We start from the raw sequence: 16818 nt of genomic DNA on the forward strand, positions 1-16818 counted from the left end.
ATGCTCGTAGGTATAGCAATAGTATGTTGTATACTGATGTGCTCAGGAATCTCACCCAAAGGTGATTTTGAATAGATTAGATTAATATTTTTCCAGCCAGAATTATAACTTGTTATCAATGGTTTCAATGGCAAAAAATCATGCTGGAAGTTATCTGAAAAAAACGTCTACTACTTTTTTCATTCCCTTTCATAATTACATGCTCCAAAATCGTTCTTTCGTAAAAAAATATAAAAAAGGACATATCTTCTCTATATTTATTCAGTTAATTACTTAGAAATTACGTTAATTGATATATAAATTTACTGGCTCTATTGGGGGTTATGCCGGCACTGTTCATTTCAGGGTTACAGATCTAGTCCAAAGTTGAGCAACATTCAGACATTTTGAGATCTTGAGTATGGTGATCAGGGATACTCAATCATGGAAGCGTAATAGATTTACAATTTATATGTATTCATGCTACGTTCTTTTGAGTGAGGTAGATGGCATGGAGTTTTGAGATGGATTACGAATTACGGGTAGTCGTTGAGAAAGTATCCGTCAGTTCTCAAGAGGTCTTAAAACGTGACACTCTTAAAGTTTATGACATTAAGTCACCAGAATCCATTTTAGAGTTAGGTCTGCGTCATGAAGAGCAAATCTCACTGTTAGAAAAGATTCAGAACTCTGTTTTAGCCGTGCAATCAACCTTGATTAAAACAGGCTATGATGTTTGCCCAAGATGTGGGGATAAGCTCAAAAAGATGGGATTTACGCCCTCTAAATTTCATGCTGTTTTCAGTGATCATAAAGTCCGCATCCAAAAACACAAATGTCTTAATCCAGACTGTAAATGGCAAAGTACCCCTTCAACGGCCTCTGTCTTTGGCACTTGTATTCACCCAGATTTAGCGAAACTGCAATGTGAGCAAGGTGCTTTATACAGCTTCCGAAAAGCCGAGACTAATTTGGAGCAGTTGACGGTTCATCGCCGTCCGGTCAATAACCATAACAAAATCAAGCTGCTCACCAATGAAGTGGGGGCAACCTTAGCCCAAGAGAATCTCAAACCATTGGCAACACCCAAAGGTACTGCCATTGCACAAGAGATTACCCTCCAAGTGGATGGGGGGCATATCCCTGACAAAGATAAGGATAAACGTAGCTTTGAAGCGCTCTCTGCTGTTGTTTACCGTCCAGAAAATATTATCGAAGTGGATAGCCATCATCGTCAGATCAAGGATAAAAGCTGTGCCCTCTCAGCCCAAGATGACGAACTAGCGACCATGAAGCTCTTTACGCTCAATGCAGCCCGAAAGCAGGGTATGACGAAAAAGACTAAGGTCACGGCTTTAGCCGATGGTGCTCAAAATTGTTGGTCAGTGATTTTAAGCTTGGCTCCACACTGCAAAACTCTTCTGTGTATATTGGATTGGTTTCATCTTGCCATGCGATTTCAGAATGTCAGAGGGGCGGTAGAAGACGCCTTCGAAAAAACCTTAGAGGGAGTGAAGTGGAAATTATGGCATGGCAAGTCGGATGAGGCGTTGCAGAAATTAGAACTGCTGATGAACAATATTACTGATTCAAAGAAGCGCTCAAAACTGAAGAAGTTATATAACTATCTAGAGAACAATCAAGCCTATCTAGTGAATTATGAAGAACGAGATCAACAAGGTCTGAGTTACACCAGTCAAGTGGCAGAATCTCATATCGATACGATTATCAATGACCGCTTTAAACGAACTAAGAAAATGCAGTGGACTCATGATGGTGCTCATAATATCTTGCAGATTAGAGGGATGATCACCAGTAATGAATGGAATGAAAACTGGCAAGTACCTGTAATCTCAGCCTTGACAGTAGCTGCATGACGAGCCTATAGCCTGTAGATATATTACACTTTCAATCAGCTTCTTCTATCTCATCAGTTGTAACCGAATCGGCTGATGCTTCTTCCCCACTAAGATCAAGCTTTTGACGCACCTGTTGTTCTACATCTTGAGCAAACTCTGGATTATCTAGGAAATATTGAATGGTATTCTCCCGACCCTGGCCTATATTGCTACCGTCATAGCTATACCAAGCTCCTTTGCGGACAATGATATCCTTCTCTTCAGCCATATCCACCAGGCAACCCATTGTTGAAATCCCTTGACCAAATAGGATGTCAAACTCTGCAATCCGAAAGGGAGGAGCAACCTTGTTCTTTGCTACCTTGACCTTTGCTCGAATGCCATACATATCAGTCCCTTTCTTCAAAGTCTGAATCCGCCGAATATCCAGGCGAACAGATGCATAGAACTTTAGGGCGTTACCTCCCGTGGTCACTTCAGGGTTACCATAGGTGACCCCAATCTTCTGACGAAGTTGGTTGAGGAAGATGACGGTACTACCTGATTTGGCAATATTGCTCGTAATCTTACGCAGGGCTTGACTCATCAACCGAGCCTGTAAGCCCATATGGGAATCACCCATATCTCCCTCGATTTCAGCTCTGGGAGTGAGTGCGGCAACGGAATCAATCACCACCAGATCAACCGCACTAGAACGAACTAGCTGATCCACGATTTCTAAAGCCATCTCCCCAGAATCAGGCTGACTCACAAGCAGCTCTGATACATCGACACCCAAGGCTGCTGCATAAACTGGGTCCAAGGCATGTTCGGCATCGACAAAGGCCGCGACACCTCCAGTCTTTTGGATCTGGGAGATCGCATGGAGGGCTACCGTTGTTTTTCCCGAACTTTCAGGTCCATATATTTCAATGACACGTCCTCTAGGAAGCCCACCCCCTAAAGCGAGGTCCAGGGTTAATGCCCCACTCGAGATGGTCTCGACCTGCATACGAGTGGCATCTCCCAGTCGCATGATCGCCCCTTTGCCAAACGTCTTTTCAACGTTTTTCATCACCAAGTCGAGGGCTTTTTGCTTCTCAGTCATGTCATTTTTAGCGCTCATTCGGGGATCTCCAAAGGGGGGCAATTTTGGGGTGCTAGACCAATATAGTAATTCTGTACTAAGATAGTGTCAATAAGATACCTTTGTTCATGTTTTACCTCCAAACGGTGAGGTTGCAATGGCAACAGATATGCTTTCTGAATTAGTAGGATTCCCTGGTGGCTGGCTCGTCGGAGTCTCTCTCGATTTAGAGTGGGGCTATCAATGTTGGGTCATCACTCCAGAAAGACAGGTTCACACTGATGGGGAATTCTACGAGAATAACTTAGTGGCGTTATCAGCAGGCCGGTTTTTAGTTGAACATTCCTTGGAAGTGGAATAGGGCTATTTGATCAGCAAGATGCAACCAAGGATTCATCTTGGATCAGGGTTACCTGAAGCTTTTCAATAATCTGTCTCGCAGCTCTATGCTTAGCCGTCTTTTTACTAGAGGCTATACCGCTGCCAACCATTTCATTCTCTTCAACCTTGAGACGACATTCACAAAGAAAACCTTGTTCATGCTCTGAAATCTCAAATGCTGGCTGTGGCCACTGAAAGCCCTGGCACAACTCCATAAGCAGACTCAAACAATTATGCCCTTCCTGGTACTGTTTAAGTTTAGTGAGGACAGCTGGAGGCTTAGGTGTCGTCGGTTGGGGGATAGGAGGAGCTTCTCTCTGCTCTGGATGGACTAAGGTACCGTTCTTATAGGCCTTGAGCCAAGCTAAACAAGCCTGATGTCTTGCCCCCATTTTGTTCATGGAGATACCCGGTTGAGTTGTCGTCAATATCTGTTGGTCAACCAGAATCTCTAACCAGGTCATAAAGGGGGATTCTTGATTGCCTTCCACATAAGCAGAACTCTCCCAATCTTCCAATTGATTGAGAGCAATACTGACAATGCTCGCAGCATCATGGAGATGTTCTGCTAAGTAACCCAAGACCTGTTCTTGTAACTGCAGGTCATCACCCAACAAAAGCAAGACAAACAAATCCTCAACGGTTACGTTCCCAGATAGTAAGCGAGTGGTGGCTTCAGCTTTAAGCTTTTCTCCCTGACCATCTTCTAGAGCGAATCGGAGCAGGAGAGAAAACTCTCGTGTTGGCAGCTGTTCAATGACCTCGGGTGATTGCAGTTGAGATTCATAGAGTTGTCGCTGCTGGGCTTTGTAATAGGTTTTTTGAGCTTCTTCTTGGACTTGCAGGGTGGCTTCAATGTGCAGGGACAGCTCGCATATGTCTTCTGGGGAATAGGACAAGGTCTGCTCTTGGAGGTGAGCTTTGACCATGCGGTGGTTGATCAAGTCTGGGTAACGACGAATTGGAGACGTGAAGTGGCAATAGGCAGATAGGTTTAAGGCAAAGTGACCTTTTGGCTGAGGGCCATACTCAGCAGGATTAAGCCAACCCATCAAAACGCGGCGAATATCTTCTTCAGATTGGGCATTAACGAGGGCCTCAAACTGATGGGTTTGTTCAGGACCAATGGCGCGATGGGTATGGTTCCGGTAAATGGCGGGGATGTTGTGCTGGACTAGCCATTGGGCAATAGCTGTGTTGGCCAGAATCATAAACTCTTGAATAATCAGATAGCTCTGATAGCGGGTGAAGTCTGTAGACAAAAGAGTACCGTTTTCATCTAGGTAGTACCCTTCCGGTAGGGTGAGTCCATTAAAGTTCTTGGATTGTATTCGTCTTTGATACAACTGCTCAGCCCATTGCCAACATCGATACAAAAAGATGGAGTCGGCAAGGCTGATATCTAAGAGGGCTTCATCTGCTTGTTCATAGGTAAAGCGTTTATGGCTGATCAGCCGAGATTCATACACTTCAACGTGCTGAATTTCAGCGGATTGATTCAGGGTGATCTCTAGGGTGATTGTGGGTCTAAGCTGCTGTTCTAGGAGACTGAGTTTATCTTCGGATAAACACCTGGGCAGCATCGGTTTATTGTTATGCCGAAAATATAAGGTTTGAATCCGGGTCCTGGCTTCTTGGTCGATGAGGGTGCCAGGTTGGACGAGTTCTGAGACATCAGCGATATGAACTGAAAGGGTCGTGAGGTTGTCTTTCTGTTCAATCCAGATGGCATCATCCAGGTCCCGAGAGTGGGCTCCATCAATGGTTATCCCTGGAACTTGTGGGCGTTGATTGATAGAGGTGGGTAAGGAAATGGTCTCTGCTTCTTCAATAACTGGCTTAGAGAAGGGTTGTCGAGGCATCTTGGCTGACGGATTGGAGTCTCAATACACTTTAGCGGCTTGTATATGAATCTGCGTGCCACACTCTATTCTATTGAAAATTATTGCCTTGGCCTCTTGGGAACTGGCCTAAAGGTAATGAAGCTGCAACGAAGTGCCATGCGACCTCTATAACTTTGTCGAATTCCCCTTTTCCTCAGCCATTAAGCCCATGATCTCAGTTCATCAACCCAATAGTTTAGGAGTGCTGTCATATGAGATCGACGAGCTTCAAAGGTCGCTGCCACCCAAATAAACAGCAGCCCCACAACAATCCCGATGGCCCACAGCAAGAAAGACTGATCGGCAACGAATAGCCAGAACTGACGCACCACCTTAAGGACGAAAAATAAGCTACCCACATAGGCAAAAGCTCGTACCCGAAGGATTAGACCAGCCAAAATCAACAGTAAGAAGAAGCCCGCAGCTGCAAATCCCCACAGCAATTGAGCATCGGATTCAGATAGCGCACTTAAGCACATCAAGCCCGTGGCCAGCATCCGCAGTGAATGGCGCTGGTTGCGGGCAGTGTCTGCATTAAAGATAGGATCAAGCTGGGCTAGATATAGGAGGGAGCCTCCGACAAGACAGGCGATCGGAAATGGTCCTTGGAGCTGGTAAAGTCCAATAAGCCGCCAGATGGCCCAGTCTGCCAAGCATAAGCTGATATAGCTGAATCGGGGTTGCCGTTCCTGCATCGCTATCCAGGCATAGAATGCTCCTACAGTCAGCAGAGTGGGAATCAGAACTGCATTTGCAGTGGTTAAAGTTGCCCCCAGAGGTAAGACTAGGGCCGTCCGTCGCCAGGGTCGTTTAGACCAGCCCCACATAGACCAAGGCAGTTGATAAAAGCCAGCGGCTAAGAGGCAGGCCATTGCTGCCCCCCAGTGCTGCAATAACAGCAGGGGAACCGTAAGATAAAGCCCATAGCCTAGTGCCACACTCACCTCTAGAATACCCGCGTAGATCCAGTCCTCGCGCTTACGTCCGTGGATAAAGGCATAGCTGCTTAAGCCAGTAGTCATCCCAATCCACAACGCCTCCATGCCAGAACTTAATCCAGCGACCAACGCCAAGGAAGCCAAACCGCTGGCTACGATCCAGTGGAGATTGGCGATCATCTGTAATTCTTTTACTGAAAGCTTCACAAAGCGGGCCAGCCAAGGTGCCAAGATATATTCACTACAAGCAATGACTGTGGCCAGGGCCGCAAACATAAGATAACCATCTGCGACCCGTCCCCCGATCGCCTGCAGCAGTTGGTAAATCAAAAGCTCACAGGCTCCCCAGCTTAGACCAGCAATGGCTAAGAAGGTTGCGCCTTTGAAGTTAGCTTGCCGCCGGCTGATGCCAATGGCGATTAAGCAGAATACTAGGGTAAAGAAACCAGTGGCGGCGGTAAAGCTGCTATGGCCAAATATCCAACCTAAGCTGCCATAGAAGAGCGGAATGAGCTGTTCGCTAACCTGGTATGGTCGCTCAGTCTGTTTCATCCGCACCGCACCTAGACCGAGACTTAGGATTCCTAGGGCTAGGTTAGCCATCCCTAATTCTACGATCGAACTGTCTTGCAAGAGCAGTAGACTGGCCGTCAAGATCTCTAGGCCCCCAGCAATTTGAAATTGGCTGATCTCCGACGGATTTCGCCAACTATGATAGGTGATGGCAATTGTCGCTAGCCCCGTTGCTCCTACTAGATATTGAGGGCTAGGGCCAATGGCATCCCAGCCGCTGTAAAGCAAGCCTAAGCAGAGGCTCATACCCAACAGATTGAGAGTATTGAGTCCCCAGGCCCATCCACTTAGAGCTTTGGTATACCAACGTCCCAGCCTGCGTCGCTGCAACTCGCTGTGCAGAAACCAAAGCAGCAGAGCCGTCAGGGCGATCCAGTTTAAGAATAGCCCTAGGGGAACTTGTCCCTGCCGAAGTTCCCAGAGAGCAGCGTAGATAAAGCTGAGGCCAAAGCCAACGGTCAAACCTCCCGCAAGCGGATGCTTAAGCGTTCGGGTATTGAAGAACATGAGCACGGTGCTGCCCAACAACCCTAAAAGACGAGGAGTAGTCCAGGTGAAAGTGAGGGTCTGAGCAATCACCAACGTGGCCATGCCTAGACCTGCTGCCAATGTTCGCTGCTGAAAACCGGTACGGCTTCCCAAAACGGTCAGCATTAAGGGTGTCATTAGCCATAACACCTGCCAAATCTGAGTTTGACTGCTCCAGAGAACATAGCTGACTGCAGCCAAGCTTAGACCTAGATCCCAAGCACTTTTCTGCCATCTCACTGTCCCGAACCAACCGCTCAAAAGCCACTCAGTAATCATGGCTCCTAGGCAGATACTGGCCCAGACTGTGAGGTCGAGGCGAGGAAAACAAAAAGCAATGCTCGCGAAGAGAGCTGAAAGACCTGCTACTTGAGTCAAGTAGAGTAAAAACGGACAAGCTTGGGGCCGTCGAGGAACGATCCAGCCGAGCGTAAGGGCTGACACAATCAGGTTGAGTGATCGAGTTAAGGGATTAATGAAGCTGAGGAGCGTCAAAACTAATCCCAACACCAGTGCTAAGCTTTCTGCAACCTTAGTCAATTGACCTGATGACAGCTGCCGCAATTTGGCCCCCTAGCCAGAAGGTCAAAAGACAGTAGGGAAATAACCCGACTCCCCAAAGAACGGTAGGCATTCCTACATCGGTAGATGCCCACTCAATCGCTGTTGTGACCACCTGCTGCCGTAGACCTACCGATACAAGATGAGTCAGGGGCCAAAGTATTTGGAGGCCGATGAAAAAGAGACAGATCAAATCCACGCTCTGTAATCGATGCCAGAGGCGTTCCCCAAAAATCCACAGGGCGAGACCACTAATCGCTAAAGTCTGCCCAGGTAGGGATAGTGATGCCAAACGACCTATGATCAGCAGTCCTACCCCTACCCAGAACCAGGGCTGGAGAGAGCGGCGACATAACCAGCACAACAACCAGCCACATAGAGCAATTGCTAAGCTCAATTGTGAAAGTGGGATCTGAGCTACCACAATAGCCCTGAACAACAGCAGCAGTAGACCACCCATCAGAGCAATTCGGCTTAGCTGTAGCCATTCCAGGTGTGGTTGTAATGAGTCTTCGGTTTCCTCAGAAGTGAGATCGCTTCCCTGAGTGTAGTCTTCATAGGCAAGGGCTATACAGGTTGCGAGTACACCACTATAGGTGGCAAACCAGGGCCAGCCTGGCTGCCCCCATCCCCAGTGCAGCCAGCTCAATCCCACGATGTTGATGCTGGCAATTCGGGTTATAGAGGAGGACGGAGATCCTCGGCTCAAGCGCAACATTACCGTCAAAATCCCTGTGAGGGTGAGGGCAGAGAGTACTGCCACTGACCAGCCCCCTCCGCTACGGAAGAGGTTGAGCTGATCCATCATCCAAAAGTTAACTGGGATGATCAGCAGTGTGGTCATCTGCAGCATCCGAGCTGTGAGCTGTAGCTGAGGGCGGCGCTCTAGTCCATAGGCCACAGCAGCGAAAACCAGGGTATAGGCCAGCAGCAAACTATACTGTCCTGCAGATGAAAAATACTGCCATTGGGTTGCGGCCAGCACCCCGGAGGATACCACCACCATAAAAACGCCCAACAGCAGCAACCACAAGACGCTCAGCTCTGCCATCAGGGATTGCAGAATTTGTGTCAGCCAGTCTGTCTTTTGCTGCTGAGGAGGGGAAGATATTTGTAGAGCTGGTACCTGAGGTGAGTCGCTAGATGAGGGAACGGTATCCTCCAACCTGTTAACTTGATGAGTAACAGTTGTCTCTATGCTCTGTGAGGATACTAAGAGTTTGCAGGTCAGGTTTTGCTGGCAAAATTCTCGGACTTTGACATCAGAGATCAGTCCTCGCTGCAACCACACATCCAGCCCCTCCAATAGCGCAGGATGGTTTAACTGAATCTTCAGAGAAAGCTGAGCGGAACGGCTAGAGTCCATCGGTTTACTACATTCCTAAATGATTTCAGTAAGGCGCTAGCTCCCTGGTCTTTAACCATCGTCTAAGCAATGCCCTCATATATAAGACTATGCGGTGGTTGTCAGCCAAATACATGAGAGATCTTTGAAAAAAAGAAAAGTTCTCAAGGAAATCTACTCGAAGCCTTTAATATTCGATTTTTTTGGCATACTTTCCTCTAGGTCAAGCCTGGTTCTTACAGATTCTGAGGTCTTATAAGATTGAAGTTATTTAACCTTCTATTTTGATGGTTGTAGATAATTCTCCAACGCTTCAGTTACTAGCGTATTAAGATTAATCCCTCGTTGCTGAGCTGTGATCGCAGCCCGTCTATGAAGTTGAGTTCCAGGTCTAATATTGAAGCTTCCCTTAAAGGGACGTTCAGGCTCAATTCCGTTTTCAGCACAATCAGAATGATATTCATCAACGGCTTCATGAAAAGCTGATTTTAGAGATTGAACGTCAGTACCTTCATAGCTAATTAAGCTGCGAATGAACTCAACCTTTCCAAAGAATACTTCATCCTCATCACTGAAATTAACGGAGCCAAAGTAGCCTTTGTATTCCATCATATTTTTTCATAGCAGCCCCTCCTGTTCAAAAATGTCCATGACTTGTTCAATCTGATATTTCTTTAATATTTTTTCGTGGATGGGGGTTTATGAAGGCTGATCACAAGACCCTCTTCATTGATGAAACGTCTTCTAGAACCCCCCGTTTTGCCAGTCGATACTTCAGAAAATTGAAAAAAGGCAAGCAACACAACTAACTCGTCCCAGGTAAAGTCTTTGGGGCGGGTAAGAAAGCGTTTAATCAGCTTCTCTTTACGAGTCATATCAAAGACCAGAACTGGTTATATTATCTCGGATCTTATAAATAACTGCAACTAGTTTTAGTTGCAAATCACTCAATCAACCCCTGACTTATCCGAAGAGATTGACTATAGAATTCTCCCCGCTGTTCTACCCGAAAGCCACCTAACAACAAGCCGATCAGCACAGTAACGGGAGGCATTTCCAGCTCCCTCACCAACTCTACAAACGACGCGGCATCCTTGACCCCTTCCAAATACTCACAAATCGCACTAACCCATGCCCCCACATCTTCCACATGGCTGACCTTTAGAGCAACTGCTTCCCCAGACTCCAACTCATCGACAAAATCCAAGACAGCATCCTTACTAACTTCCCCCACGACAGACTCAACAGGAACCCCCCGTGAACCCCTGACGACTCTTCCGTGACTTCGGCTGACGACACAGATCCGAGACATCCAGAAACATGGTCTGCTGAACCATCCCGGCCAGGAAATCCTCATCCAAGACTGGACCTTCAGAGTTGTATCTGTCTTCCCATCCCTGGATCATTAGCTCTGCCCGTTGAAAGCAAACCTCAGCCATATCCTTGATCGCATCTCCAGCTACCCGGAGCTGTTCATGAGGAGAACGGCCCTGTAGATGCTGCTCCAGTGAGGCACACATCAGGGAAATATCAGCTTGCTCAGGTTCGTCTAAAGCAGAGGCCAAAGCACTGGCAAAATCAAGCTCAAGCTGAGTGAACATGGAGCTTATCCTTTAGAGGACATTCGGCAATTTCACACTCAGAGGGTTCCATACGGATTGGGGGGTTCAAATTCCGTGATTCCATACCGATCGCCCAGCACCTTCAGCACCTCCTTCAAATACCGATTCACCTGGGTATTGGTCATCCCCATACAGTGAACAGCCTCAATTTCTGCTAGCTTCTCCTTCCCCTGCCAGACACTGATAGCCAGGGCATGGAGGTGAGCATCCTTGGGCTTTTCTTTGTAAAGATAGAGCAAAGCTACGGGTGGGGCCAGGACGGGAATCGAGAAGGTTTCCGTGGTTTTTACTGGCGCTGTTTTTGCTTTCTGGTCAGCGTATTCTCCCCGACGTTTAGCATTGTTTTCTTTTCGGTGACGGTAATGATTTCGTTTGCGATCGCAGGTATTATCCTTCCAACAGCCATCACCTTGGGGACCATGCACTCGTTTGGCTTCAGCCCTAGAATAATCCAGACAGGCTAAGCATTTGGGGTTAGGGGGTAGCGGCATAGCATCATGACTGAGGAAAATGGGATGCAATCCAAGTCGAAAGTTGGCGTAACGCTTGGGCTTCGCCCAAAGTCTTACAGTTATTGAGGTATTCGTAGAACAATGACTTATTAACCCAAGGAAGACTCAGGCTCTGTTCAACTTCCTGGTATTCCCCATCCTGGAGTTGGAGAATGGTTAATGTTTGGCCATCGAAGCGCCAAAACTCAGGGACACCAAACTTGGCATACAGATGGTTCTTATCAATATCCGTATGGGTAATGTCCACTTCCAGCACTAAATCAGGCGGGGGATCTTTTTCAAGATCGACTTCCCGACCTCGGACTTTAGATTCATTTTGAATATAGAAACACTTATCAGGTTCAGCTCCCTTTTGTAGCTCTTTTCGGCGCAAGGTCGTAGATGCCATACTTTTGAGATCAAAGCCACTATCTACCACCAACCTTCTAATAAAGGCTCCAATGATATCACTGGGGTTTTCATGGGCTTCTAGCGGAACCATAAATTCAAGGACTCCCTCGTTGTAGTGCAAGCGAACGGCTCGATGTTCGCCGAAGGCATCCAGAATTTTTTCATAGGTGTCCCAAGCAATATTATTCAACGTCAGGCGCTGCTCAGCGGGCATCGACTCTTTGGTTTCGGCAACAGGTAGCTGAGTTTGCATCGTCTCCAGACTCCTGGATATTTACTCCCCTCGACATAGCAAGTGAAACATATGTGGGGAGAGAATTGTACAGTCCTAGGATACCATATCATTATTTCGTGTAATTTTTCGTGTAATACAGATTTTGGTCAAAAATCTGGAATAACAATCACAGATCTAACATTGAGATCTTGGAATTCATACTCTGTGGTGCAAATTATTTCGCGCTTGGCTCAACATGCCGATGTGTCACTTGTTAATCGGCTCGATTTTTCTCCAGCCAGTTCACTAGATCAGCAGGTTCCGTAAAGTCGAGCAATGCTTCACCAAGTGCTTCGAGTTGGTCGAGGGACAGGGACTGGATCTGGGATTGCAACTCTGGGGCAATGTCACCGATGCGTCGGTTGAGAAGGCGGAGAACAAGCGACTGTTCACCCTCTTGATAGGCTTCCTGGTAAACTTTGGTCTGCTTGAGTTCGCTTAAGCCCAACATACTCTCTATCTCTTCCCGACTTAGTTGTGGAAATTTATAGACCACAATCGTTTCAATTAACTCCATTATCGCTGCAAACCTTGGATTTGTCTGCTCTTGAGGCTGAACCCTTGATAGCATTGTCTTGGCCTGGGTGATGGTATTTGCTGAGTCAGCCACAATCAACTGCATCAGACCTACGCCTAGAGAGTCAACGGATTCATCCAAGTCTTCCAGATACACTCGATGTACCTGATCGCTGTTTAAATTGGCTCGGAATACATGGGGGTAGTCAGGCTCAATACTACGTTTGGGGTAGATAACAACCGCTTGCCAGTCCACGGTTTCAGGATGCAGATCCAGATACAGATAAATCTCAGAGAAGAACCGTTGATAAAATACCGGGTCACGCTGAAACTGGACTTCTACGAACCAGACCGTTTGGCTTGAAGCATCAGGGGTGGGTAAGAAAACGCCATCAATACGGAAGGCTATCTGCTTGATTTCGACAGACTTAAATTCATAGTCTTGGGCGGTTGCGCGGGATTGTCCCAGCAGTTCAAATAAGATGCCAGGGTCAGTCTTAAAAATGCGGTAGAAAATGGAGTCTGTTTTCAAAAGATGCGATCGCTCTGCGTCGTTCCAGTTATTCTACTGGATGGTAGTGACTCCAGAAGATCGGCAGTTCTTTATGTAAGAAATAGTCTAATGCAGAGAATAAGAATTATTTGGAGTAGGTGCGATTCGTTTTAGGTGAAATGACGGCACGGGCAACAGCCCAAACGGTCAATAAACCTAACCCACCTGTAAATTTTTCCGGGTTGCATTACCCAGTCTGAGTTTTGGAAGTTTTACAATGGTTTCACTCCACTCAGATTGGAAGGTATCTCTTTTTGTCAAAGTCAAAATTGTACTCAGTGATGACTACGGCAATGTCTTACCAGCAAGTTTCGCCAGAAGAATAAGGGGATAAGCTAGTCTGAACGAGTAACTCGCGCCTTAACTGTACTGAGAACTGCGGAACTAAATGGCCAATAGCAGCAGCTCTGGCTCCCTCAAACCAATGCAGAGTAAGTGAACCCGGAATAATTTACAGGTAGGCGACTGGAGAGGACTCAAGACTCTTGGCGAGAATATCTAGAATTCAGCAAAAAAAACAATGGATCTAGTTCTACTGGGGCGTAGTTAACGGATCGGGGATGCCTTAGTTTCTGGAATAGTGACACCTGGGAATAGGGAGTCAAAGCGTTCATTAACCCAGGCAACCCGCAACCAGTTTTTTTATGTAGCTTTTCATCGGTGAGCATCATTCTTCAATAAGGGTAATAACCACATAAAGGCCCTTTAGGGACTGAAGATCGAGGATCTGGCAAATATCTACACTCATGGCGATGCCTTGTAGCATTCAAACTGCCTGAGATATGAGTAGAGTTTACGTTTTTCGGAGATAAGCTATACTCGCAGGCAAAATTGATGGGTTTAAATGCTTTTGTGACACAATTTGATCTTAAATCCCAGCGCAGGTTATTTTGCATTAGGATTCCAGCTATATTGAATGTCTTACTATTTTGGAATAAAACCCTTACATTTCCTCGTGCGCCATTTTCAGTAATGAAGGTGGCATTCCCGTTAGTTCCCCAATTATTATTATTAAATCGAATATTAACTAGGCCTTTATTACCAGATTTTGTTACTGCTTGTCCAACATATACAATTTGATATGTCGCAACACCAAAGCCGATTGAATCAGATTTACTTGGTATAAGGGCTAAAATTAGGATGGCCAAACTAAATGTAAATAGCTTTTTTTTTCATAATATTAAAACTACTTAAACTTTCAGCTGTATATACTATCCTGAGTCCAGATGGAGTCTCTTCTAAAAAAAGTTAGTAGTAAGAGATCACTGAAAGCTCATTGAGAAAAAAACGAACATTATTCCGCTAAACGTTTTTGAATTCTTTCAAGTTTGATTTTAGCAAAGATGTCATCCTAGTGGTCATAAGTCGGTGTAAGAATTATCCTGATCGGGAAGCCTTAAAAATTGGCTCCTTTCCTCTATAGATAAGCATCTATAGCGATCTGACGTGAGTTGTGAGAATTATATTCAACCTAAATGGATACTGGTAAAGATTTCATCCTCTCTACATCTCACGATTGATTTCAGATTGCTATAATTCATTTTCGGTATGAGGTTGACCATATAGAACAACGAAGGGATCATAATCTCCTAACTTCCTACAGTGCTTATCCAGATACCAATACAAAGCAATACTCAATAATAAGTAAGACCCTCAAAGGTTTTCAGACTTTACACCGACTTATGACCACTACGGTAGCTTCAGATAATAGCCTTCAGCTAGTACTCTCGAATTAAGATTTATCAGTCTTAAGTCTCAATTTGATAATGATGCAAGAAGATAAGAAGAGCATAAATATTCCAGCATAATTATTTTCCGCTTAATGATAGAAGTTTCCTATGACTGATGTTTGCCTAGTATCCATGCCTTTTGCAAGAATTGAATCCCCTTCATTAGCATTAGGATTGCTTAAGTCAAGTTTGAAGAGTAGTCATATCAATTCAAGAGCACTCTATCCGAACTTATGGCTAGCTGAAGAACTAGGTATATATAAGTACAAAGTCTTTAGTGAATTATACGCAGAGTTTTTTGTTGGAGAATGGCTATTTTCTAGTAGTGCATTTCCTGACTTTGAGCCTGATGACTCAAAATACTTTCAAAGTCTTAAAAATTGCAACAAAGAGTTCATTGATCTTCTCTATGAAACGAGGGAAAGAGCAAAGAAATTTGTAGATAGAGTTGCTCAAGATATTCTAGATATCCAGCCACTAATCGTTAGCTGTAGTTCTACATTTCATCAAAATTGTGCTTCTCTTGCACTACTCAGAAGACTGCGAGAACTTAAACCTTCCCTAATTACTATAATGGGTGGTGCAAATTGTGAAGGGATAATGGGTCTTACCCTTCATCAAGAATTTCCTTGGGTTGATTTTGTTTGTTCTGGTGAAGGAGAGGAAATATTCCCAAAATTATGCAGTCTGTTAATCGAAAAGGGTAAAAATATAAACACTCATGATCTGCCTTACGGAGTGTTCGGTCCCAAGTCCGGGGAGAACTTACAGAATAATGAGCCAAAACCAAGAGCAGTAGTAACAAATTTTGACCAGACACCCATACCAGATTTTGATGATTACTTTGAGACGCTAAAATCTTGTAATAATATTTCTCCTTATATTAGTCCAGGTTTATTTATAGAAACTACCCGTGGTTGTTGGTGGGGGGCAAAAACAGCATTGTACCTTTTGTGGCTTGAATGGACAGGGAATGTCATATAGATCCAAGTCATCACCAAGAGTAGTCGAAGAATTTGCATATCTTTCTAAGAAATATGATGTTAGGAAGTTTTTTTGTTGTAGATAATATTCTAAATTTAGAATTTATAAATACAGTTCTACCAAAATTCACAGATTTACCAGATCCATACATAATCTTTTTTTGAAACAAAAGCTAATTTAAAATATGAACAAGTAAAACAACTAGCTGAAGCAGGAGTTCATTGGCTACAACCTGGGTTAGAAAGCATGAATGATGAAGCTTTAGTATTAGTGAAAAAAAGGCACTACTGCACTAATAAATATCCAATTACTTAAGTGGGGGAAAAGAACTAGGCATTCAAATGATATGGAATTATCTAGTTGGTCTTCCCAAAGAAGAATTAAACTGGTACGAAGAAGTATTAGATTGGTTACCGTTAATATCACACTTACAACCACCAACTGAAGTCAGGAAAGTTGGATTTCATCGATTTAGTCCTTATCATAATCTAGCTAAAGAATATGGCCTACAACTAGAACCTCTTAGCCATTACTCAAATATTTATCCGTTAAATTTAGAAACGCTTAATAATTTTGCATATCACTTCGAACTTATTAAAACTAGTAGTAGCAGTTCAAATATTCCTAATGACAATCTAGATAATTCAGAAAGTAATTATCATAATCTAGAGCAATACATAAAAGAATGGCAGAATAATTACTATTCAAATAATTCTCCAGTTCTCAATATTATTGAGGATGATGGTAAGCATATGAAAATTTTAGATACTAGAAATTGTACAAAGCAAAAAGAAATCTTGTTAGAAGGATTAACTTATCAAGTATATAAATACTGCCAAACTACAATATCAATGAATAAGCTAAAATACATAATGGCTCACAATTGTAATTCAAATTGTGAATGGGAAAAAGTTCAAGAAATAGTGTTGTATTTACAAACAAAAAAAATTCTTTTGTTGTTTAATAATCAACTACTAGGACTTACCACGCAAAAGCTCTCCTCGCGTATTTTAGATGCAAGAGATCAACCTGGTGGCTATATAGATATCAAAAAAATATATTAAGGAAGCCCAAAATCGTTTTTGGGAAACAACACCATCTTCTTAATTTAGAAATTGATATAT

Annotated in this window: 15 protein-coding genes and 1 pseudogene; 4 read left to right on the top strand and 12 right to left on the bottom strand. The window is 44.5% G+C overall.

Going from position 1 to position 16818, the window contains the following annotated elements:
- Window positions 1-503 precede the first annotated feature (503 nt).
- Window positions 504-1856: an ISKra4 family transposase gene (locus HRE53_RS33180; RefSeq protein ID WP_235112936.1), complete on the top strand. Its 1353-nt coding sequence runs from the start codon at window positions 504-506 to the stop codon at window positions 1854-1856.
- A 31-nt stretch (window positions 1857-1887) separates the two neighbouring features.
- On the opposite strand, the gene recA is transcribed toward HRE53_RS33180, so the two are convergent.
- Complete coding sequence (recA, locus tag HRE53_RS33185; RefSeq protein WP_235112941.1) at window positions 1888-2943, bottom strand: recombinase RecA; 1056 nt, start codon at window positions 2941-2943, stop codon at window positions 1888-1890.
- Between the two features lie 118 nt (window positions 2944-3061).
- Between recA and HRE53_RS33190 the strand changes: the two genes are divergently transcribed.
- Window positions 3062-3265, top strand: a complete 204-nt coding sequence (locus HRE53_RS33190; RefSeq protein ID WP_212665871.1) for a hypothetical protein — start codon at window positions 3062-3064, stop codon at window positions 3263-3265.
- Window positions 3266-3275: 10 nt separating this feature from the next.
- On the opposite strand, the gene HRE53_RS33195 is transcribed toward HRE53_RS33190, so the two are convergent.
- The 11 genes and pseudogenes from HRE53_RS33195 to HRE53_RS33240 all read right to left on the bottom strand — a co-directional run bounded on the left by HRE53_RS33195 (window position 3276) and on the right by HRE53_RS33240 (window position 14128).
- Window positions 3276-5147 (bottom strand): RNB domain-containing ribonuclease, encoded by a 1872-nt coding sequence (locus HRE53_RS33195; RefSeq protein WP_235112943.1) that lies wholly within the window; start codon window positions 5145-5147, stop codon window positions 3276-3278.
- 182 nt (window positions 5148-5329) lie between these two features.
- Window positions 5330-7747, bottom strand: a complete 2418-nt coding sequence (locus HRE53_RS33200; protein WP_235112944.1) for a hypothetical protein — start codon at window positions 7745-7747, stop codon at window positions 5330-5332.
- Window positions 7740-9134: a hypothetical protein gene (locus HRE53_RS33205; protein WP_235112945.1), complete on the bottom strand. Its 1395-nt coding sequence runs from the start codon at window positions 9132-9134 to the stop codon at window positions 7740-7742. The genes HRE53_RS33200 and HRE53_RS33205 overlap by 8 nt, the downstream gene beginning before the upstream one ends.
- A 258-nt stretch (window positions 9135-9392) precedes the next feature.
- Window positions 9393-9722, bottom strand: a complete 330-nt coding sequence (locus HRE53_RS33210; protein WP_235112974.1) for a type II toxin-antitoxin system HicB family antitoxin — start codon at window positions 9720-9722, stop codon at window positions 9393-9395.
- A 65-nt stretch (window positions 9723-9787) separates the two neighbouring features.
- Window positions 9788-9988, bottom strand: coding sequence for a type II toxin-antitoxin system HicA family toxin (locus HRE53_RS33215; RefSeq protein ID WP_315876998.1), 201 nt, complete (start codon window positions 9986-9988; stop codon window positions 9788-9790).
- A 68-nt stretch (window positions 9989-10056) separates the two neighbouring features.
- Window positions 10057-10347, bottom strand: a complete 291-nt coding sequence (locus HRE53_RS35075; RefSeq protein ID WP_315877000.1) for a hypothetical protein — start codon at window positions 10345-10347, stop codon at window positions 10057-10059.
- A gap of 7 nt (window positions 10348-10354) precedes the next feature.
- Window positions 10355-10714, bottom strand: a complete 360-nt coding sequence (locus tag HRE53_RS35080; protein ID WP_315877001.1) for a hypothetical protein — start codon at window positions 10712-10714, stop codon at window positions 10355-10357.
- A pseudogene (locus HRE53_RS33225) lies at window positions 10698-11226 on the bottom strand (hypothetical protein). Before HRE53_RS33225 ends, HRE53_RS35080 begins: the two are co-directional and overlap by 17 nt.
- 4 nt (window positions 11227-11230) lie before the next feature.
- On the bottom strand, window positions 11231-11890 hold the full coding sequence (locus HRE53_RS33230) for a Uma2 family endonuclease (protein WP_235112947.1): 660 nt from the start codon (window positions 11888-11890) through the stop codon (window positions 11231-11233).
- A 235-nt stretch (window positions 11891-12125) separates the two neighbouring features.
- A complete protein-coding gene (locus tag HRE53_RS33235) occupies window positions 12126-12959 on the bottom strand; it encodes an Rpn family recombination-promoting nuclease/putative transposase (protein ID WP_235112949.1) in 834 nt (277 codons plus the stop codon).
- Window positions 12960-13654: 695 nt separating this feature from the next.
- A complete protein-coding gene (locus HRE53_RS33240) occupies window positions 13655-14128 on the bottom strand; it encodes a hypothetical protein (protein ID WP_235112954.1) in 474 nt (157 codons plus the stop codon).
- A 690-nt stretch (window positions 14129-14818) separates the two neighbouring features.
- Between HRE53_RS33240 and HRE53_RS33245 the strand changes: the two genes are divergently transcribed.
- Window positions 14819-15694 carry a RiPP maturation radical SAM C-methyltransferase gene (locus HRE53_RS33245; protein WP_235112955.1) on the top strand — a complete coding sequence of 292 codons (876 nt, stop codon included), beginning with the start codon at window positions 14819-14821 and terminating at the stop codon, window positions 15692-15694.
- 341 nt (window positions 15695-16035) lie between these two features.
- A complete protein-coding gene (locus HRE53_RS33250) occupies window positions 16036-16758 on the top strand; it encodes a hypothetical protein (RefSeq protein ID WP_235112956.1) in 723 nt (240 codons plus the stop codon).
- The last annotated feature ends 60 nt before the right edge of the window (window positions 16759-16818 follow it).

Source organism: Acaryochloris sp. 'Moss Beach', from assembly GCF_021497025.1.
Taxonomy (GTDB): Bacteria; Cyanobacteriota; Cyanobacteriia; order Thermosynechococcales; family Thermosynechococcaceae; genus Acaryochloris; species Acaryochloris marina_A.